Source organism: Stenotrophomonas maltophilia, from assembly GCF_039555535.1.
GTDB classification, from domain to species: Bacteria; Pseudomonadota; Gammaproteobacteria; order Xanthomonadales; family Xanthomonadaceae; genus Stenotrophomonas; species Stenotrophomonas maltophilia_Q.
Genome location: NZ_CP154630.1, coordinates 1303218 through 1323858, shown reverse-complemented (window position 1 = coordinate 1323858; position 20641 = coordinate 1303218). Strand labels below are relative to the sequence as shown.

Annotated in this window: 18 protein-coding genes; 10 read left to right on the top strand and 8 right to left on the bottom strand. The window is 66.2% G+C overall.

The features are described from left to right. Positions 1–92: 92 nt before the first annotated feature. The 3 genes from AASM09_RS06135 to AASM09_RS06125 form a co-directional block, all read right to left on the bottom strand. The gene (locus AASM09_RS06135) at positions 93–1166 is read right to left on the bottom strand and encodes an SRPBCC family protein (protein WP_049429977.1); all 1074 of its coding nucleotides are present in this window, start codon (positions 1164–1166) and stop codon (positions 93–95) included. Between the two features lie 234 nt (positions 1167–1400). Next, positions 1401–2042 (bottom strand): response regulator, encoded by a 642-nt coding sequence (locus tag AASM09_RS06130; RefSeq protein WP_005408537.1) that lies wholly within the window; start codon positions 2040–2042, stop codon positions 1401–1403. After that, positions 2042–3238, bottom strand: coding sequence for a sensor histidine kinase (locus AASM09_RS06125; RefSeq protein ID WP_100443785.1), 1197 nt, complete (start codon positions 3236–3238; stop codon positions 2042–2044). Before AASM09_RS06125 ends, AASM09_RS06130 begins: the two co-directional genes overlap by 1 nt. A gap of 151 nt (positions 3239–3389) precedes the next feature. Between AASM09_RS06125 and AASM09_RS06120 the strand changes: the two genes are divergently transcribed. From AASM09_RS06120 to AASM09_RS06100, 5 genes are read left to right on the top strand one after another with little or no spacing between them, the layout of a single operon-like run. Then, positions 3390–3986 carry a GNAT family N-acetyltransferase gene (locus tag AASM09_RS06120; RefSeq protein WP_049429979.1) on the top strand — a complete coding sequence of 199 codons (597 nt, stop codon included), beginning with the start codon at positions 3390–3392 and terminating at the stop codon, positions 3984–3986. Next, on the top strand, positions 3932–4774 hold the full coding sequence (minC, locus tag AASM09_RS06115) for a septum site-determining protein MinC (protein WP_049429980.1): 843 nt from the start codon (positions 3932–3934) through the stop codon (positions 4772–4774). Before AASM09_RS06120 ends, minC begins: the two co-directional genes overlap by 55 nt. 37 nt (positions 4775–4811) lie before the next feature. After that, on the top strand, positions 4812–5621 hold the full coding sequence (gene minD / locus AASM09_RS06110) for a septum site-determining protein MinD (protein WP_005408533.1): 810 nt from the start codon (positions 4812–4814) through the stop codon (positions 5619–5621). Positions 5622–5623: 2 nt separating this feature from the next. Next, positions 5624–5884 carry a cell division topological specificity factor MinE gene (minE, locus tag AASM09_RS06105; RefSeq protein WP_005408532.1) on the top strand — a complete coding sequence of 87 codons (261 nt, stop codon included), beginning with the start codon at positions 5624–5626 and terminating at the stop codon, positions 5882–5884. A 46-nt stretch (positions 5885–5930) separates the two neighbouring features. Then, on the top strand, positions 5931–6413 hold the full coding sequence (locus tag AASM09_RS06100; RefSeq protein ID WP_049429981.1) for a hypothetical protein: 483 nt from the start codon (positions 5931–5933) through the stop codon (positions 6411–6413). A gap of 143 nt (positions 6414–6556) precedes the next feature. Here AASM09_RS06100 and AASM09_RS06095 read toward each other — a convergent pair whose 3' ends face one another. From AASM09_RS06095 to AASM09_RS06085, 3 genes are all read right to left on the bottom strand, one after another. After that, positions 6557–7801, bottom strand: a complete 1245-nt coding sequence (locus AASM09_RS06095; protein WP_100443784.1) for a DUF819 domain-containing protein — start codon at positions 7799–7801, stop codon at positions 6557–6559. A gap of 127 nt (positions 7802–7928) precedes the next feature. After that, a complete protein-coding gene (locus AASM09_RS06090; protein ID WP_049429983.1) occupies positions 7929–10007 on the bottom strand; it encodes an alpha/beta hydrolase family protein in 2079 nt (692 codons plus the stop codon). Between the two features lie 232 nt (positions 10008–10239). Continuing rightward, positions 10240–12204 carry an OPT family oligopeptide transporter gene (locus AASM09_RS06085; RefSeq protein WP_100443783.1) on the bottom strand — a complete coding sequence of 655 codons (1965 nt, stop codon included), beginning with the start codon at positions 12202–12204 and terminating at the stop codon, positions 10240–10242. Positions 12205–12531: 327 nt separating this feature from the next. Between AASM09_RS06085 and AASM09_RS06080 the strand changes: the two genes are divergently transcribed. The 3 genes from AASM09_RS06080 to AASM09_RS06070 all read left to right on the top strand — a co-directional run bounded on the left by AASM09_RS06080 (position 12532) and on the right by AASM09_RS06070 (position 16086). Continuing rightward, complete coding sequence (locus AASM09_RS06080) at positions 12532–13047, top strand: hypothetical protein (RefSeq protein WP_049429984.1); 516 nt, start codon at positions 12532–12534, stop codon at positions 13045–13047. Positions 13048–13103: 56 nt separating this feature from the next. Continuing rightward, a complete protein-coding gene (locus AASM09_RS06075) occupies positions 13104–14252 on the top strand; it encodes a DUF1624 domain-containing protein (RefSeq protein WP_049429985.1) in 1149 nt (382 codons plus the stop codon). Positions 14253–14331: 79 nt separating this feature from the next. Beyond that, positions 14332–16086, top strand: coding sequence for a peptide MFS transporter (locus AASM09_RS06070; RefSeq protein ID WP_343368866.1), 1755 nt, complete (start codon positions 14332–14334; stop codon positions 16084–16086). A gap of 55 nt (positions 16087–16141) precedes the next feature. On the opposite strand, the gene AASM09_RS06065 is transcribed toward AASM09_RS06070, so the two are convergent. Together AASM09_RS06065 and AASM09_RS06060 are read right to left on the bottom strand one after the other, a co-directional pair. Continuing rightward, the gene (locus AASM09_RS06065; protein ID WP_049429987.1) at positions 16142–18109 is read right to left on the bottom strand and encodes an alpha/beta hydrolase family protein; all 1968 of its coding nucleotides are present in this window, start codon (positions 18107–18109) and stop codon (positions 16142–16144) included. A 165-nt stretch (positions 18110–18274) separates the two neighbouring features. Next, the gene (locus tag AASM09_RS06060) at positions 18275–18910 is read right to left on the bottom strand and encodes a LysE/ArgO family amino acid transporter (protein WP_025873889.1); all 636 of its coding nucleotides are present in this window, start codon (positions 18908–18910) and stop codon (positions 18275–18277) included. Between the two features lie 140 nt (positions 18911–19050). Between AASM09_RS06060 and AASM09_RS06055 the strand changes: the two genes are divergently transcribed. After that, on the top strand, positions 19051–19956 hold the full coding sequence (locus AASM09_RS06055) for a LysR family transcriptional regulator ArgP (protein WP_005412604.1): 906 nt from the start codon (positions 19051–19053) through the stop codon (positions 19954–19956). Between the two features lie 171 nt (positions 19957–20127). Beyond that, on the top strand, positions 20128–20574 hold the full coding sequence (locus AASM09_RS06050) for a GNAT family N-acetyltransferase (RefSeq protein ID WP_049429988.1): 447 nt from the start codon (positions 20128–20130) through the stop codon (positions 20572–20574). Positions 20575–20641: the final 67 nt, after the last annotated feature.

Sequence of the window (20641 nt, the reverse complement as noted above, 5' to 3'; positions counted from 1 at the left end):
CGCAGCGCCCCTTGCCGGGCGCCAGATGAAAAAAAACGCGCCGCAGTGAGCGGCGCGTTTTCGTGTCCAACATTACATGGGTCAGCCGAGGCTTACTTGACGGCCCAGTAGATGTCGTAGGTACCTTCCGGGGTGAACGACTTGTCGATGCCGTCCTTCCAGGATTCATACGGACGGTCGATCACTTCGTTGCCCGCCGTCACAGCCCAGGCGCGCAGGCCGTTGCGGGCCACGTCCAGACCCGCCATGTGGCCGGTGTAGGCCGCATGTGCCGAGCGGTGCGGAGCGACGTGCACGTACTTGACCGGAGCGCCACCGTCGATCTTGACGGTCAGGGCTTCAGCAGCAGCGCCTTCGGCACCCTTCTTCTTCACCGGCTGGGCGATGTCGAAGGCGTACTTCTCCTGACCGAAGTCGGTGGTGATGATGCGGAACGGACCGGCGGCTTCAAGGCCATTGGCCTCCATCACGCGCTTGATCCATTCCTGGTTGTCCTTGATGGACTTGGTGATCGTGTCCTGACCGCGATCCACGTTACCGGCGTTGACGACCAGCAGGTCCTCGGCCGGCACATCGACGATGGCCAGATCGGTCAGCGGCGCTTCCGGGGTGCGGTAGTCGACGTTCGGCACGCTGGCGAGCATGTTGGCCATGCGCGACAGACCCATCTTGATGTCGTCGCCGATCTGGCGGCTGACATACAGGCCGGCGTAACGGCCGAACAGGTCGAAGCCGTACTTCACCGAGTAGTCCTGGGTGATCTTGACGTTACGGCCGCCCTTGCCGGTCGGCTCCAGGGTGAAGGTGGTGACCTTGTCGTGACCCTTGGTGCCGTCTTCGATGGCGATCGCAACGCGCTTGTTCTCTTCGGCGTCGGTGATCTTCCAGGAACCGGTGCCCAGATCCTTGGAGGTGAAGTCGAGGGTGGCGCCCTTGCCGGAGGCCGGGCCGGACAGCTTCAGTTCAACGGCGGGATCGCGCAGTACCAGCGGGTTCCAGTCCTTGAAGCGGCGCAGGCTGCTGACCGTGTCGTACACGATCGTCATCTTGCGGTTGGTCTCGATGCTTTCGGTGATGTGACGCTCGCCCGGCAGACATACGCCAATGATGACGAACAGGCCAGCCACGATCCCCAAGGCGATCAGGAACTCGATAATACGGGTCATTCAGAGAGTCTCCGGGGCCGATCCCACGGCCGGGTTGATTGAAGCGAAGCGCCAATCCTAGCAGGCTTCGCGGGCATTGTTTATCGGGATTGGCGCACCGGTTTCCCTGCCGGCTGCGTATTTGTATGGACAAAGAATTCGAAGGGTAACGCATACCGCTACCCGGCAAGTAGGGGGCAACCTTGGCCGGAACCCCCAGCTACCGCCCAAGTCTTTGTACCGAAACGGTTTTCCTCAGACCAGCTGGAGTTCGAACGCCTTCAGTACCGCGCGCGTACGGTCGCGCACACCCAGCTTGGAGAGGATGTTGGACACGTGGTTCTTGATGGTTCCCTCCGCTACGCCCAGCGAGTTGGCGATCTCCTTGTTGGAGAAACCGCTGGCCATCAGCCGCAGGATCTCGGTCTCGCGGTCGGTCAGCGGGTCCGGGCGGTCCAGGCTGACGAACTCGTTGCGCATGTGCTCCAGGCCCGACAACAGGCGCTGGGTGACCGCCGGCTGCACCAGCGAACCGCCTTCGGCCACGGTACGGATGGCACCAACCAGCTGTGCCAGGGTCACATCCTTGAGCAGGTAGCCCTTGGCACCGGCCTTGAGGCCGGCCAGCACCAGCTGATCGTCGTCGAAGGTGGTGAGGATGATGGTCGGCGGCAGCTGTTCCTGCCGCGACAGCACCTGCAGCGCTTCCAGTCCGGACATCACCGGCATGCGCATGTCCATCAGGACCACGTCAGGGCGCACCTGCGGGATCAGCTCCACCGCCTGCCGGCCATCGCCGGCCTCGGCCACCACCTCGATGCCATCGTCGAGTGCCAGCAGGGAGCGGATTCCCTGCCGCACCAGGGTTTGGTCATCAACCAGGCAGACGCGAATCATCAACGTACTCCTTCAGGAACCTTGGTAAGGGTGGCCACCAGCACCGTTGCCGGCACCGTCGCCCGCAGGCGGAAGCCTTCGCCGGGACGGGTCTCGATCTGCAGCTGGCCGCCACATTGTTGCAGGCGCTCGCGCATGCCGCGCAAGCCATTGCCCACGTTGACCATGTCCGCGCCGACACCGTCGTCGCGGGCCTCCACCACCACACGGTCCGGGGCTTCACGGTACACCTTGATCCACAGGTGGCGGGCACCGGCGTGGCGCACCGCGTTGGTGATGATCTCCTGGGTGCAGCGCAGCAGCACGTGGGCCCGCTGCGGGTCCTCCACGTTCAGCGGATCCTCGATGTCCAGCTGGATGTCCAGCGAAGGCACGTTCTCGGTCAGCGGGCGCAGCGCCGCGGCCAGATCGATCGCGCCGGTCTCGCGCAGCTGGCTGACCACCTCGCGCACGTTGCCCAGCAGCAGTTTGGCCAGGGCGTGGGAGCGCTTCACATGCTCCAGCGCCTGCCCTTCGGCCAGGTGCCCGGCCACTTCCAGGTTCAGGGTCAGCGCGGTCAGTTGATGGCCCAGCAGGTCATGCAGCTCGCGCGAGATACGGGTGCGCTCGTTGACGCGGGCACTCTCGGCCAGCAGGGCGCGGGTGGCACGCAGCTCTGAATTGAGCCGACGCTGTTCGTCGCGGGCCTCGGTCTGCTGCCGCGCCACCAGGCTGGTCACGAAGATGAACATGGAGAAGCCGCCGTACAGCAGCGACTGCATCACCGCTTCGAACAGCGGGAAGCGCAGCAGCATGTAATAGACCGGAGCGACCGCCAACTGGCTGACCAGCAGCCACAGCACCCCCAGCCGTACCGACAACATCCACGGAATGACCCCGGCGGCCACCATCATCAGGATGCTGCCCAGGCCCGAACCGCTGAGGAAGCTGACCCCCAGCGCCGAGGCTGTCAGCAACAACAGCAGGCCGCGGTCCAGCCAGCTGGTGTGGCTGTCGCTGCGCAGGATGCGGGTCAACCAGTAGTAGGCCGTACCGAAGGACAGGTAGGCGACGAACAGCAGGATCGCCCAGCCGCCCATGTCGCTGCGGCTGTGCAGGTTCTCGAACTGCGAGTACGCCAGGGGCAGGCCGACCATGACCCAGGTGAACAGGCCGGCCAGGCGGAGGACGCGGGTATGGCTGAGGACTCCCAACATGCCAGCACTCTACGGGGCCGGCCTGCGTCACGCACTCCCACGGAAGTCATGCCTCCGCGGTCGCCTGTTCATGCCGCAGCCCACCCCGGGCATGCAATAATCGTGCGCAGGGTCCCTTGATGGACCAACCGCGTTACCCCACGGAGTCACAATGTCGATTGTCATCCGCGACGTGCGCGAGCACGAGCTCGATTCCGTCCTGGCTTTGAACAACAACGCTGGCCTGGCCATCCTTCCCCTGGATGCGGCCCGCCTGCGCCTGTTCTATGAAACCGCTGAGTATTTCCGCGTCGCCGAGCGCGACGGCAACCTGGCCGGCTTCCTGATCGGCTTCGGCAGCGACAGCCAGCACGACAGCAGCAACTTCGCCTGGTTCAAGCAGCATCTGGACACCCCGTTCTTCTACATCGACCGCATCGTGGTCGCCAGCCGCCGCCGCGGCGGTGGCGTCGGCCGTGCGTTCTATGCCGACGCGCAGAGCTTTGCCGAGCTGCGCTACCCGCAGATGACCTGCGAAGTCTTCCTCGACCATGGCGCCGATGCCGCCCTGCTCTTCCACGGCAGCTTCGGCTTCCGCGAGCTGGGCCAGAACACCATGGCCCAGGTCGATGTGCGTGCCAGCATGCTGGCCAAGGAACTGTGCAGCTACCCGTGGGTCCAGGAGACCTACGGCGGCAAGCTGCCGGATGTGGCATGGACACGCGCCCGGCAACTGCCGGCGCAGGCACAGCGGCCGACGGGGACCTGAGCGTGGCGGTGAATTTCGATTACGAACAGGCCGGTGAACTGAAGATCGGCCAGGTGGGCATCGCCAACCTGCGCATCCGTACCCTTGATGTCGAACGCCTCGTGCAGGAAATGCGCGAGCGCGTGACCCGCGCGCCGAAGCTGTTCGGCCGCGCGGCGGTGATCCTCGATTTCGGCGGCCTGAGCCAGGTGCCGGACGTGGCCACCGCGCAGGCGCTGGTCGATGGCCTGCGCAGCGCCGGCGTGCTGCCGGTGGCGCTGGCCTATGGCACCAGCGCGGTCGACCTGCTCTCGCAGCAGCTCGGCCTGCCGCTGCTGGCCAAGTTCCGCGCCCAGTACGAGCGTGTTGAGGCCGAACCGGCCCCGCCGCCCGCGCCGGAACCGCGCCGCGCCGTTCGTGCCGAGCCGAAGCCGGCCCCGGCCGCACCGGTGGCCAAGGTCGCCGATGCAGCCGCACCGCAACCGGGCCGCATGCAGCTGGGCAACGTGCGTTCGGGCCAGCAGCTGTACGCGGAGAACTGCGACCTGACCGTGATGGCCACCGTCGGCGCCGGCGCCGAGGTCATCGCCGATGGCAGCATCCATATCTACGGCACCCTGCGCGGCCGCGCGCTGGCAGGGGCCCAGGGCAACACCGCGGCACGCATCTTCTGCCGTGATTTCCATGCGGAACTGGTGGCCATTGCAGGCCACTACAAGGTACTGGACGATGTACCGGACAACCTGCGCGGCAAGGCCGTGCAGGTGTGGCTGGAACAGGACCAGATCAAGATCGCTGCGCTGGACTGACGCAGCCCCAAACTAATGCAGAACCAGGAGAAGTCCTTTGGCTGAAATCATCGTAGTCACCTCCGGCAAGGGCGGCGTGGGCAAGACCACTTCCAGCGCAAGCCTGGCCTGTGGCCTGGCGCGGCGCGGCAAGAAGGTGGCGGTGATCGACTTCGACGTCGGCCTGCGCAACCTCGACCTGATCATGGGCTGCGAACGCCGCGTGGTGTACGACTTCGTCAACGTCGTGCACGGCGAAGCCACCCTCAAGCAGGCCCTGATCAAGGACAAGCGCTTCGACAACCTGTACGTGCTGGCCGCCTCGCAGACCCGCGACAAGGATGCACTGACCCAGGAAGGCGTGGGCAAGGTACTGAAGGACCTGGCCGCCGATGGCTTCGACTACATCATCTGCGACTCGCCGGCCGGCATCGAGAAGGGTGCGTTCCTGGCGATGTATTTCGCCGACCGCGCCGTGGTGGTGGTGAACCCGGAAGTGTCCTCGGTGCGCGACTCCGACCGCATCATCGGCCTGCTGGACTCGAAGACCCACAAGGCCGAATCCGGGCAGAACGTGCCCGCGTTCCTGCTGCTGACCCGCTACACCCCGCTGCGCGTGGAAACCGGCGAGATGCTCAGCATCGCCGACGTCGAGGAAGTCCTTGGCCTGAAGGCCATCGGCGTGATTCCGGAATCGGGCGACGTGCTCAATGCCTCCAACAAGGGCGAGCCGGTCATCCTGGATGTCGAATCCGCCGCCGGCCAGGCGTATGACGACGCCGTCGCGCGCATCCTCGGCGAAGATCGCCCGATGCGCTTCACCAGCGTCGAGAAGAAGGGCTTCTTCAGCAAGCTGTTCGGAGGGTAAGCATGGGCCTGTTCGATTTCCTCAAAGCGAAGAAGACCACCGCCGAAACCGCAAAGAACCGCCTGCAGATCATCATCGCGCAGGAACGCAGCCACCGCGGTGGCCCGGACTACCTGCCGCTGCTGCAGCGCGAGCTGCTGGAAGTGATCAAGAAGTACGTGAACATCGACGTCGATGCAGTGAAGGTCGACCTGGTGAAGGATGGCCAGCACGATGTGCTGGACATCTCCGTGGCGCTGCCTGAAGGCCCGGACAAACCCTGATGCCCCGCCCCGCCCGTGCCTGCATGGGCGGGGCTGCGTGACCTGCATGACCGATACGACGACCGCCGAGGACATCACCTGCGTGGGCGACATCGCCTTCACCGACGCGCAGTGCCTGCTCGCCGCGCATGGCCTGCTGCTGCACCACGTGGCGGCCGGCGAACCGATTCCCGGCAGCTACTGGGGCGAGCCCGAGGCGGGCATCATCGCCAGCAATGTCTATGTGCGCGATGACACCCCCGTGCACTCGATGCTGCACGAAGCCTGCCACCTGATCGTATTGCCGCCGGAGCGGCGCGCGCAGGTGCACACCGACGCCACCGACTCGGTGGCCGAGGAAGATGCCACCTGCTACCTGCAGATCGTGCTGGCCGGGCGGTTGCCGGGTGTCGGCAGTGCGCGGCTGATGGCCGACATGGATGCCTGGGGGTATACGTATCGGCTGGGGTCTACCCGGGCGTGGTTCGAGCAGGATGCCGAAGACGCCAGAGCCTGGTTGATCGAACGCGGGTTGCTGCAGGCGGCGTAACCGCCGCTGGTGGGTGCGGACCGTGGTCCGCACCATCCACGCATGGCGTGGATCTACTGTAGAGCCGAGCCCATGCTCGGCTGCTTTTGCATTCGTGCAGGTGACGACGAAGAGCAGCCGAGCTTGGGCTCGGCTCTACAGGATCAACCCTGCCCGGCCAGCGCGCGCAGGGTGATGCCGACGATGTAGGCCAGATAGGTGCCGGTGGCGTAGCCCATCGTGCCCAGCAGCACGCCCACCGGCGCCAGCGCCGGATGGAACGCCGCGGCCACCACCGGTGCCGAGGCTGGCCCACCGATGTTCGATTGCGAGCCGATGGCGAAGTAGAAGAACGGCACTTTCAGCAGCTTGCCCAGGCACCACAGCAGCACGATGTGCACGCTGATCCAGATGATGCCCAGCAGGAACAGCCACGGACGGTCCAGCAGCGCCAGCAGATCCATCTGCATGCCGATGCAGGCGATCAGGAAGTACAGCAGCAGCGAGCCCAGGCGCGATGCACCCGCGCCCTCGAGATTGCGTGCACGGGTGAAACTGAGGCTGAGGCCCAACGTGGTCGACAGCACCACCACCCACACGAACGGCGCATCCAGGCTGAACTGCGCAGCCCAGCTGACATTGGCCTTGAACCACGCCGCCAGCGGCGCGCCAATGGCGTGGGCCAGCCCGACACCGCCAAAGGCCACCGCCACGATCAACATCAGGTCGGTGAGGCTGGGAATGCGTTCATGCTCAGCCTGGAAGCGCGCGATGCGCTCCTTCAGCTCATCGATGGCCGAGGTATCTGCGCCGCTGCGTGCATCGATCTTCGCGGTACGCCCGGCCAGGAAGATCAGAGCGGCCATCCACACGTAGCCGACACCCACGTCGACCACCGCGAACTGGCCGAACGTGGTGGCGTTGACGTCGAACACTTCGCGCATCGCCAGCATGTTGGCGCCGCCACCGATCCAGCTGCCCGCCAACGCGGCCATGCCGGCCCAGGTGTCACCGGCCACGGTTTCCGGATGTACGGCGCGCATCAGCAGGAAAGCCACTACCGCGCCGAGCATGATGCTGGCCGAAGCGCCCAGGTACATCAGCACCAGCTTCGGGCCGAGCCGCAGGATGCCCTTGATGTCCACCGCCAGGGTGAGCAGGATCAGCGCCGCCGGCAGCAGGATGTCGCGCGCGATCGGGTTGTAGAGCCTGGTGTTCTGCCCGTCGATCAGGCCGACGGTGTTGTAGATGCCGGGAATCAGGTAGCACAGCAGCAGCGCCGGCACGAAGGTGTAGAAGCGCTTCCACAGGCCCTGCTCACGGGAGGCGGTCCAGAACACGGCGCCGAGCGTGGCGGCGATCAAACCAAAGACGACGATGTCGTTCTGGATCAGAGCAGTCGAAGGCATGCATGCGCTCATGTAGAGCCGAGCCATGCTCGGCTGCTGTTGGCGGGAAAGGAGGCACAGAGCAGCCGAGCATGGCTCGGCTCTACAACAAGCAGAGCGCCGCCCCGGGGGGCGGCGCTGGACCGGCTTATTCGCCGATGTGCTGCTTCAGCCAGGCATTGACGGTGTCGTGCCACAGGATGCTGTTGTTCGGCTTCAGCACCCAGTGGTTCTCATCCGGGAAGTACAGGAACTTCGATTCGATGCCCTGGCGCTGGGCAGCGGTGAACGCAGCCAGGCCCTGCTCGACCGGAATGCGGAAGTCCTGCTGGCCGTGGATCACCAGGATCGGCTTCTTCCAGTCGGCCACGTGGTTGACCGGGTTGAACTTCTCATAGTTCGCCGCCTTCTGGTACGGCGTACCGCCCTGCTCCCACTCGGTGAACCACAGTTCTTCGGTGGCGTAACCCATCATGCGCTGGTCGAACACGCCGTCATGGTTGACCAGGCACTTGAACGGGCTGTTCCAGTTGCCGGCGATCCAGTTGACCATGAAGCCGCCGTAGCTGGCGCCCAGCGCACAGGCCTTTTCACCGTTGAGGAAGGAATACTTCTTCAGCGCCGCGTCCCAGCCCTTCTGCAGGTCTTCCAGCGGGCGGTCGCCCCAGTGCTGGCTGATCGCATCGGTGAAGGCCTGGCCGTAGCCAGTGGAACCGTGGAAGTCGATCATCACCACCGCGTAGCCCTGGCCCGCGTAGGTCTGCGGGTTCCAGCGATAGCTCCAGCCGTTGCCGAAACTGCCCTGCGGACCGCCGTGGATCAGGAATGCGACCGGGTAGGACTTGCCTTCCTGGTAGTTGTGCGGCTTGACCACGTAGCCGTGCACGGTGTCGTTGTTCCAGCCCTTGAACTCGAACTGCTCGTAGTCGCCGAAGGACACGTCCTTCAGTACGTCGCCAGCGGCTGGGGTCAGCGCGCGCAGCTCGCCGATCGGCTGGCCCGCGGCCGGGAGCAGGCCGACCAGCACCTGGTCGTTGCTCTTCAGGCTGTTGCGGGTGATGGCCACGCTGGTGCCGGCCACGTCGACCGAGGTCACGCTGCCGTCGCCGATCAGCCTGGTAGCCTTGCCGCTGGCCACGTCGATCTGGAACAGCGGGTGCTCGCCAAGGTCATCGGCGGTGGTGTAGATGCTGGCGCCGTCGGCGGACAGGGCGATGCCACCGGCCGAACGATCCCACTGCGGGGCGATCTCGCGGGTCTTGCCGCTGGCCAGGTCCATCGCCATCAGGCCGAAGCGGTCGGCTTCGAAGCCCGGGCGCTTCATCGCACGGTAGAACAGGGTCTTGCCGTCGGCGCTGAACACCGGGCCGGCATCCCAGGCCGGGTTGGACGCGGTCAGGTTGACCGGTGCCTGCTTGCCCGCAGCGTCGAAGCGGTACAGGTCGAAGTTGGTCGACCACGGCTCCTGCTTGCCGGCCACGCGGATGCTGGCCACCACGCTGGCACCATCCGGCGACCACGCGAAATCGTCATTGCCACCGAACGGCTTGGACGGCGCGTCGCCATCGATGGTCGCGCTCAGCGCCGAAGCGCCCTTGACCGCGCCGGCTTTGGCTGCCGGCAGCGGCGCCACGAACAGGGTGTTGCGGCGGCCGTCGTTCCAGGTATCCCAGTGGCGCACGAACAGCGAATCGAAGACCTTGCCGCTGGCCTTGGCGCCGGCTACATCCTTCAGCTTCTTTTCGGTGCAGGCCAGGTCCGAGGCGCAGGCCTGGAACACGCCGGCGCTGAACAGCACGCGGTCGTCCTGCGGCGACACGTGGTAGCTGTCCACGTCCACCGGGAAGTCGGTCAGCTGGCGCGGAGCACCGCCGCTGATCGGCTGCGCGTACAGCTGCTGGCTGCCGTTCTTGGCGCTGAGGAAGTACACGGTCTGGCCATCGGCCGACAGCGAAGCAGAATTGACGCTCCAGCCAGCCGGGGTGATCTGCTTCGGCGGCGCCGCATCGCGGGTGCGCAGGTTGCGTGCGAACAGCGCGGTGGAGGCCTTCAGGTTGGCGTCGACGCTGCGCTTGGCGAACACCACGGTGCCGCCGTCAGCGGTCAGTACCGGCGCGGAGACGCGGTCCATGGCCACCATGTCGCGGACTTCCAGGCCACGGGCAGCGGCAACGCTGGGCAGGGCGGCCAGCAGGCTCAGTGGCAGCAGGGCATGACGCAGTTTCATCGGGGTCTCCGCAGGACGGCAAAAAACCGATGTTAGGCCCGTGCGGCCGGGGCTGCCAAGGCCATCGGTCATGGCTGCGGGCGGGCAGCCGCCAGAAACAGCAAACCCCGCCGGGGCGGGGTTTGCGGGGACACCGGGGTCGGATCCGATTCCGGCGGAATCGGCTCTGACCCCAGACGCTGTCAGCGCGGGGTCAGAGCCCTTCCTGCGGGAAGGGATCCGACCGCATTGCTTACGCGACTGCGCGCTTGCCGGTGCGGTAGATCAGCCAGCCGACCAGGAACAGCACGGCCAGGCCGATCCACTGTGCGCCCGGCAGGTGGAACGGCACGGCCAGCACGTCGGCGCGGCTGCTGACCACGATCGGAATCGCGATGGCGATGCCCATCAGCGCCTCGCCGGTGATCAGGCCGGCGGCGAACAGCACGCCTGGCTTGTGCACGCGGTCGCGGCCTTCCTCGTCATCGGCACGCACCTTGTGGAAGCGCTCGACCAGGTAGGCGATCAGGCCACCAAGGAAGATCGGCACCATCAGCTCCAGCGGCAGGTAGATACCGATGGCGGCGGCCAGCACCGGCACGCGGAAGCGGGCGTTGCGCGCCTTCAGCCAGCTGTCGAAGGCGATGATGGCGGCGCCGACCACGGCACCGATGCCGATGAAGGTCCACGGCAGTTCGCCACCGAACAGGCCCTTGGCCACCGAGGCCATCAGGTTGGCCTGCGGCGCAGCCAGCGCGTTCGGATGCAGCTCGGACTTCACGCCGATGCCGTAGGCGGTGGCCAGCAGGTTCAGCACCGGGGCCATGATCAGCGCGCACGAGAACGCACCGATGCCCAGCATCAGCTGCTGCTTCCACGGGGTGGCACCGACGATGTAGCCGGCCTTGAGGTCCTGCAGGTTGTCACCGCCGACCGCGGCGGCGCAGCACACCACCGCACCGATCATGATCGCGGCCACCGCACCCAGCGGCGCACCGCCAGCACCGACCGGCTTCAGGCCATCGGCACCGAGCAGCACGACCAGCACGGCCGAGGCGAACAGGATGGTGGAGATGGTGATGCCCGAAACCGGGTTGTTGGACGAACCGATCAGGCCGGCCAGGTAGGCCGAGACCGACACGAACAGGAAGCCGGCGACGATCATGATGAGGGTCATCGGGATCGACACGTGCCACTGGCCGACGATGGCCTGGTACAGGGCCAGCAGCGGCAGCACGAAGGCCACCAGGGCGACCAGCATCCACTTCATCGGCAGGTCGCGCTCGGTGTGCGCCAGCACCGGGCCACCGCTCTTGCGGGCAGCGGCGAAGCCACTCTTGACGCCGTTCAGCAGCGACTTGCGCAGCGAGATCAGGGTCCAGATGCCACCGATCAGCATGGCGCCAACGCCCAGGTAACGCATCTTCGCGCCCCAGATGGCGAACGCGGCTTCGGTGGAGGACGCTGCGGCAACCGACGCGGCCAATGCCGGATCGGTGTTCATGAAGAACGCCTGGTAGATCGGGATGGCGATGTGCCAGGTCAGGATCGAGCCGGACACCACCACGATGCCGACGTTGAGGCCGACGATGTAGCCCACGCCCAGCAGCGCCGGCGACAGGTTGGTGCCGATGAAGGCGGTGACCTTGGAGCTGCCGACATAGGCCGAGGTGGCCCAGGCGTCCGGGATCAGGCGCATGCCGCTTTCCGCGGCCAGCTTCACGAACGCACCGATCACCGCCGACAGGCCGAGGATCTTCAGGCCCGGGCCCGGGTTCTCACCGGCCTTGAGCACTTCGGCCGCGGCCTTGCCTTCCGGGAACGGCAGCGGGTCTTCGACGATCATCGAACGGCGCAGAGGCACCGAGAACAGCACGCCCAGCAGGCCGCCCAGGCCGGCGATGCCCAGCACCCACCAGTACTTGAAGTCCGGCCAGTAGCCCATGATCACCAGCGCCGGAATCGTAAAGATCACACCCGCGGCGATCGACGAGCCGGCCGAGGCACCGGTCTGCACGATGTTGTTTTCAAGGATGGAGCCACCGCCCAGCAGGCGCAGCACGCCCATGGAAATCACCGCGGCGGGAATGGCGGTGGCGATGGTCAGGCCTGCGAACAGACCGAGGTAGGCGTTTGCGGCCGACAGCACCACCGCCAGCACGATGGCCAGGGCCACTGCGCGGAAGGTGAGCTGCTTGGGCGCAGCGTCGTGGTTCATGGAAGCCCCTGCTGGCAAAAAATCCCTGCCACGCTAGCGTTCAGGGGGCGGCAAGTCCAGTGCGGTTGGTACCGGCTGGCAAGCCCTCGCCCAGCACTGCGCCCCAGCAGGCCCTTGGCCCCTTCAGATGTGTCGTGTTTGACCAAGTTGTGCACAGTGCACCGGTTTGTCGGAGCGGGGGTCCCTTGACCCCAATCCCCCGACGCCCCCGGCCCACCGGGCGATGCGTGCCAGGCGATGGGGTTTGCGGCTCAGCGCCTGCTTGAGTCGATTCCCGGAATCCAACACCGTGCACTGCCACCAACACATCGTCGGCAAGGAGACCGCATGGCAGACGCACCATTGATCACGATGATGCGAGCCTTCCTCGTTGCAGCGGGCGCGATGCTGTGCCTGCTGCTGGGTATAGGCAACGTCAACGCCTACAGCGGGTTTGGCACCGCGGTGATCGAGGATCGGGAAGGAATACCTTGTTTCGGCCTGCCTCCGCGGGCACTGGAATGGGTCCGATCGCCCCGTATCCTGCAAGCGGTGATGGTCTATCACCACGACACGGTGAAGGCATGGTCGTTCATGTACGACCTGACTCCCGCAGAGCCTTTGGCGCCGGGCCAGTGCATCGTCTACGGTGATCTGCCAGCCTCGGCCACGCTGCGCACCTCTCCACAGCCATTGATTCCTGCAACCTTGTATGAGGTCTACCTCAACGCTCCCACCAATGGCCCAATCAGGGGCTACACGGCGAAGTTCTGCCTGAAAGCTGCGCCTGACGGATCGACTCGGGTGATCCCCATCAGGTACGACAAGCGGACGGGTTGGAGCGCAGCTGTCTGCCAACCCTGACGGGCTACGCGGCAGAACGTTATGTTATATCCTGTCACGCCGGTCGAGCATCCCACGTGGTCCCTTCCCCCTCCCTCCGCCTGGCCTCCATCGACCAGCTGCGCGGCACCGTGATGCTGTTGATGTTGCTCGACCACGTGCGCGAGACCTTCTTCCTGCAGCACCAGGTAAGCGACCCGATGGACGCGGCGACGGTCTCCCCTGCGCTGTTCACCTGCCGTCTGCTGGCGCACCTGTGTGCGCCCGTGTTCGTCCTGTTGACCGGCCTGTCGGCCTGGCTGTACGGGCAGCGCCAGGCGGATCCGCGCCGGGCCACCGCAGCCTTCCTGCTCAAGCGCGGGCTGTTCCTGGTCGTGCTGGAACTGACCCTGGTGAATTTCGCCTGGACCTTCCAGCTGCCGCCGGACACGCTGTACCTGCAGGTGATCTGGGCCATCGGGCTGAGCATGATCGCGCTGGCCGGGCTGCTTTGGCTGCCACGCCCGGCCCTGCTGGTGCTGGCAATCGCGGTGGTGGCCGGGCACAACCTGTTCGACGGCTTACGGGTGCAAGGCAATGGCCTGCTGCCGGTGCTGTGGAAAGTGCTGCACCAGCGCGACTGGATCGAGGCCGGTGCGCTGCGCCTGCGCACGTCCTATCAGCTGCTGCCGTGGATCGGGGTGATCGCACTGGGCTACCTGATGGGGCCGTGGTTCGGTCGCGAGCGCGCGCCAGAGCAGCGCCAGCGCTGGCTGCTGTGGGCAGGCATCGGCGCGCTGGCCCTGTTCGCACTGCTGCGATTCGCCAACCAGTACGGGGATGCACCGTGGCAGTACCAGACCACGACGCTGCGCACCTGGCTGAGCATCCTCAACATCACCAAGTATCCGCCGTCATTGCAGTTCCTGCTGCTGACCCTGGGCGTGGGCCTGTTGCTGCTGCGCCTGTACGAATGGCCACCTCTGGCGCGTGCGCTGCGCCTGCTGGCAGATATTGGCGCCGCGCCGATGTTCTTCTACCTGCTGCACCTGTATGTGCTGAAGGGGCTGTACCTGGCCGCGCTGGCGATCTGGGGACCGACGCACGGTGACCTGTACGCACTGGATTCGGTGGCCGGCCTGCTGCTGGTGGCCTGTGCGCTGGCGGTGGTGCTGTACCCGCCGACGCGGGCCTTCGCGCGGTTCAAAGCGCGAAGGCGCGATCTGCCGTGGTTGCGATACCTGTGATCGCCCAGACCAGTCCGGCAATCCACGCATGGCGTGGATCCACTGAAAGCGGATCGGGCCACAGGCCTATAATTCCGCGATGAATTCCACCGCTATCGCTTCCGACGATTTCCTGGGCCATCCCAAGGGTGTCTACGTCTGCTTCTTCACCGAGATGTGGGAGCGCTTCTCCTTCTACGGCATGAAGGCGCTGCTGCTGCTGTACCTGACCAAGTACCACCTGTTCGGCGACAAGGCCGGCCTGGACCTGCTTGGCGCCTACGGTGGCCTGGTGTACTGCATCCCGGTGTTCGGCGGCATGCTGGCCGACCGCTGGCTGGGCATGCGCCGGGCGGTGCTGTTCGGCGGCATCCTGCTGGTGCTCGGCCATCTGGGCATGGCCTTCGAGGGCCACGCGGCCTACCGGGTCAACGGCGAAGTGGTGCGCGATACCTCCGCGCTGGCGGTGACCTACCTGTCGCTGGCGCTGATCATCATGGGCGTGGGCTTCCTGAAGCCGAACATCTCCACCATCGTCGGCAAGCTGTACGCCAAGGACGACCCGCGCCGCGATTCGGGTTTCTCGCTGTTCTACGCCGGCATCAGCCTCGGCGCATTGTTCTCCTCGCTGGTGTGCGGCTTCCTTGGCGAGGCCTATGGCTGGAAATACGGCTTCGGCGCCGCCGGCATCGGCATGCTGGCCGGCCTGGCGATGTTCCTGTGGGGCCAGAAGTACCTGCAGGGCCATGCCGAACCGCCACAGCCGGCCGCGCTGAAGCAGAAGGTGCTGGGACTGCCGCGCGAATGGCTCATTTATCTGTGCGCGGTGCTCGGTGTACTGCCAGTGGCGTGGCTGATGTGGGCGGCCGGCAACGGCGCGTTCGCGCTGGGCGGCGAAATCAGCCTGGCGCTGATGCTGATGCTGGTGGTGCTGGGCGGCGTGCTGGTCTGGTTCGCCTGGTTCACCGGCACGAAGTGCACGCCGGTGCAGCGCCAGCAGATGATCGCGCTGATGGTGCTGATCTTCATGGCGCTGGTGTTCTTCACGATGTACGAGCAGTCCTATGGCTCGTGGGTGACCTTCACCGACCGCCTGCTGACCAAGGACATCGTGCCGTCGCTGGTGATCACCGGTGGCACGCCGCTGCCGTGGTCGATCATCTCGCTGCTGCTGGCACCGCTCGGCTTCGTGGTCAGCGCGCGGTTGTCCGAGCGCCGTCCGGGGTCGTCGGCGCCGCGCACCTTCTTCGCCGCCATCGTCGTACTGATGCTGGTGCTGCTGGTGCGCGACTGCCTGGTGATTCCGCAGACCGCCGGCTCGCTCACCTATCTCGGCGGCCTGTTCCTGGTGCTGCTGGCCCCGGCCTTCGCCGCACTGTGGACCTGGATGGACCGCCGTGGCTGGGAGCCGGGCAAGCCGGTGAAGTCGGCCTGGGGCCTGGTGATCGGCGCGCTTTCATTCGTCCCACTGGCACTGGCTGCACAGCAGGTTGGCGCCACCGGCGAGATGGCCAGCGTGTGGTGGCTGGTGCTGGCCTACTTCCTGCTGGCCAGCGGTGAAATGTGCCTGTCGCCGGTCGGCCTGTCGGCGGTGACCCAGTTGGCGGTGCCGCGGGTGATGAGCCTGATGATGGGCACCTGGTTCCTGGCCACTGCATTCTCGGAAACGCTGGCCGCACTGTTCGGCAAGCTGGCCGCGATCGAGGTGCCGGAAGGCGAATCGCTGGACATGGTCGCCGCGGCTGGTGCCTATGCGCACCTGTTCTGGCTGCTGATGTGGATCGGCCTCGGCTGCGCGCTGGCCGCCTTCATCGCCGCTCCGCTGCTGAAGAAGATGATGCACGGGGTGAAGTAAGCCCACGCAGAGGCAGGAACCGGGGCGGCGGATGAACCATCCGCCGCCCTTTGCGTTACGGCGCCTTGCCCTTGCCGTCCGCAGCCACAGTCGTGGCGGTCTTGCCACCGAGGCTGCGCGACAGGAACGCCAGCAGCTTGCCGTAGTACTCGCTGCGATGGGCCTCGGTATAGAAGCCGTGCCCTTCGGTCTTGTAGTACAGGCTTTCCACCGGCGTACCGGCACGCTTGAGCGCAGCTTCCATGCGCTCGGTGTGCTGGATCGGAGCACGCTTGTCTTGACCACCGGCTGCCAGGAACACCGGCACCTTGATCCGCTCGGCCAGGTTGACCGGCGAGACCGCGGCCAGTGTGGCCGGATCACCCAGCCACTCGCGCAGGTAGCTCATTCCGGAATCGCGGTCCTGGATGTCGCCGTCAGTAAACATCAGCGGCAGGTCGTAGACGCCCACATAGCCGGCCGCGCACTGGTACAGCCCCGGCTCGCGCGCGGCGCCCATCATCGCCGAATAGGCGCCGTAGCTGGCGCCGTAGATGCAGATGCGCTTGGGATCGGCGATGCCTTCGCTGATCGCCCAGCGCGTGGCGTCAGTCACGTCGTCCTGCATCGCGCGCCCCCACTGTTGCTGTGCTGCCCGGCTGTGGGCACGGCCATAGTTGCCCGAGCCGCGGAAATTGATCTGCAGCACGGCGTAGCCGGCGGCGGCCAGCAGCTGGTTCTCGTGATCGAAACCACCGTTGTCGAATATCCCGATCGGCCCGCCATGCGGCACCACCACCATCGGCAGATCGCGGCCGGTACTGCCATGTGGGACTGTCAGGAATCCATGGAGCTCCAACCCATCGCGCGCCTTCAGCAGGACCGGCCGCACCGACGCCGTGGTCTGCGGGTCAATCCATTCGCTGCGCGCCATCAGGAAGCGCGCCTGGTTGCGGTCGCGGTCGTACAGGTAGAACTCGCCCGGATTGGAGCCGGACCCGGTTTCCACCAGCAGGCGGCGACCGTCGCGGGTACTGGAGGTGATGAACACTGCACGCCCGGGGAAGGCCGCTTCCAGGCTCCGGTACAACCGCGCCTCCTCGGAGCTCTCGTCGAAGAACCGGGTATGCGGCGTGTTCCCCAGGAACAGAGCGCCGACCGGCACGGTGCTGCCCGGGCGGTGGATCAGTCGCGCCGGATCGACGACCTCGTCGCGCAGCACGACCTTGCGCTCCTGCGTGGCCGGGTTCCAGCTGACGATGGCATCGGGGCCGCTGGCCTGCTCGCTGAGCAGGTAGGCCAGCTGGCCGTCGGCGGAAAAGCCCAGCGACGCCTCGCTGCGGCCACTGCGTTTCTCATCATTGACCAGCACCCAATCACCACCGTTGCGGTGGTAGAGCCGATGGACATTGTCGGTTCCGGCGCCCTGTACAAAGCGCACGTCGCCTCGGGCATCCACCACATAGGAGGCACCCGGCATGGGCGCGCGGGCCAGCAGCCGCTGCTTGCCGCTTGCCAGTTCCAGCTGGGCCGCATAGCCGTTGGCATCCAGCCGCGATCCGCCTACCGCGATGACCACGTGGGCATCATCGCCGGGCAGCGCGTCACTGAGGAACGCAGCAGCCGACGTCCGGTACTTGGGCCGCACGCGCAGGCCAAGATCGCGGTAGCCCACCAGTAGTTCCGGTCGCCCGGTGCGCGCATCCAGTGTCAGCAGCTCGCCGGTGGCCCAGGGCGCATCGCGGGTGCCGAACTTCTGCGCCAGACCGAACATCACCTGATCGTTGTTGACCCAGTGCATGTTGAAGACATGCGAATTGAGGGGTGGGCGCAGGTTGCCCACCGGCGTGTTGTCGTCCGTACGGAGGATGATCACAGCGGTGAAGCCGTCCGCAGGTACGGTCGCGGCGAGATAGTCGCCTCCGGGAGACAGCACGACATCGCCGAACTTGTCCGCTCGCACATAGGCGCCCAGATCGATCGCAGCAGCGGTTCCACACCACAATCCCGCCACGATGATGGCGGCCAGCCAGCGCTTGTGCATCCTTCTCCCCCTGCCTGGACCCCTTGTCCCGGCTGGCCGATTCTAGGCAGGCTGCCGACCGGACCGCCAGTGGCCCACAAAAAACGACGGCACCGTTGCCGGTGCCGTCGTTACCACTACCTTGGAGAGAGAGTCAGGACGTGGGTTCGGGGGGCGTGCGCCGGGTCAATGGACCCCGCGCACCGCCAACGTGAGAGCCAGGATGCTGAGGATCACCGCGATCGTGCCGTCCAGCACACGCCAGGTGCTGGGCTTGGTGAACAACGGCGCCAGCAGGCGCGCGCCCAGGCCCTGCGCGGTCAGCCACAGGCAGCTGGCCGTGACCACGCCGGCGGCGAAGGCCATGCGCGCATTGCCGAAGTTCTCGGCGATGGAGCCGATCACCATCATGTCCAGCCAGAAGTGCGGGTTGATCAGCGAGAAGCCGACCGCCGCCATCAGCACCGCACGGCGGCTGCCATCGTCGCTGTCGGCCTCGCCCATGCCGCCGCCACCAGCAATCGCACGGCGTGCGGACTTCATCGCATACCAGGCCAGGAAGGCCACGCCGGTCCAGAGGACGGCGGTGGTCAGCCACGGCAGCGCCGTGGTCAGCGTGCGCAGACCGGCCACGCTGGCGAAGATGAAGATCGCATCGATGGCCGCACAGGTGGCGACCACCGGCACGATGTGCTTGCGCAGGATGCCCTGGCGCAGGATGAAGGCGCTCTGGGCACCGACCACGGCGAACAGGCCGATGCCGGTGGCTGCACCAGAGAACCAGGCACCAAGGCCGGTGCTGGCGGAGATGACCGAGAACATGGGATTCACTACCTTGTCTTGCTTGGGGGGAGCGGTGCCTCGCGAAGGCGGACAGCACCGGAACGGGCGCCATTGTCGCGCCGCAACATAGAAAAGACGAGCTAAACTTACTAAACCAACATTAGCGGAGCTTAATCTCCATGCGCATCGACCATGCCCAGCTTCGGGCCCTGGCGGCGGTGATCCGCGAAGGCAGCTTCGACCGTGCCGCGCAGTCGCTCAATGTCACCCCCTCGGCCATTTCGCAGCGGGTCAAGGCACTGGAAGACCGCATCGGCCGCCTGCTGGTCAAACGTGGCACCCCGGCAACCGCGACTGCCGAAGGCCAGCTGCTGGTGCAGCTGGCCGAGCAGACCGCCCTGCTCGAGCATGATGCACTGCACCGGATGGGCCTGGCCGACGAGGATCTGCCACAGGCCAGCATCCCGGTGGCGGTGAACCACGACAGCCTGGAAACCTGGTTCCCGCAGGCGGCCTACCAGTTCGCGCAGACCACCGGCACCACCCTGGACCTGCGCGTGGAGGACCAGGACCACACCGTCGAACTGCTGCGCCAGGGCACGGTGCTGGGCGCGGTGACGACGCTGGACGAGCCGGTGCAGGGTTGCCAGATCCACGCGCTGGGCAGCATCCGCTACGCAGCGACCTGTACGCCCGAGTTCCGCGAGCGCCACTTCGCCAAGGGCGTGACCGCGCAGGCGTTGGCACAGGCCCCGGTGCTGGTGTTCAACCGCAAGGACGACATGCAGTCGCGCTTTGCCCGGCGCATGGCCGGCGACGATCTGCCCAGCACCGCGCCGACCTGGTGGATCCCGTCCACCCGCGCTTTCGTGCAGGCCAACCTGGGCGGCATGGGTTGGACCATGAACCCCCTGCCGCTGGTCAAGCGGCACCTGGATGCTGGACGCCTGGTCTATGTGCGCCAGCGCGCGTGGGAAGACGTACCGCTGTACTGGCAGCACTGGAAAGGCGACGTGCAGACCATGGCGCTGCTGACCCGCGCGGTGCTGGACGCGTCCTCCGCGCTGATCCGGCGCAAGCGCTGAGAAAAAGGGGACGGAGGGGATTAATTCGTCTTTGCCCTGTATGACGTTTGGGCCTTAAACGACTTAATCCCCTCCGTCCCCTTTTTCTCCATCCAATCTCCATGCGCCCTACACACCAGGTCCATGCGTGATGCGGATACTGGCCGGCCGATCACTGCAAGGAAGCCCTGCATGCCTGTATTCGTCCGCGATGCGCGCCCTGAAGACGCTGCCGCCTGCATCGACCTGCGTGGGCGTACCCGCGAAAACGCCTTCAGTGCCTTGCAGCTGGCGGAGCTGGGCATCACCGCGCAGACATGGGCCGAAGGCATCTCCGGTGGCGATTTCATCGGCCGCATCGCCTGGGACGGCGAGCGCATGGCCGGCTACTGCTTCGCCGACCGCGACAGCGGTGAAGTGCTGGTGCTGGCCCTGCTGCCGGATTACGAAGGCCGTGGCATCGGCCGCCAGCTGCTGCAGGAGGTGGTCAGCCTGACCCGCGACGCCGGCCACCGGCGCCTGTTCCTGGCCTGCTCGGCCGACCCGCGATCGCGCTCGCACGGCTTCTATCGGCGCCTGGGCTGGCGCCCGACCGGAGACATCGACGAGGCCGGTGACGAGATTCTTGAGTTGGTTTGATTGACGGCGCCGCCAGGCATCGCCCGGCGCTACCGGGTGAGGATGGCGCGAAGCGCCGGATGCTGCG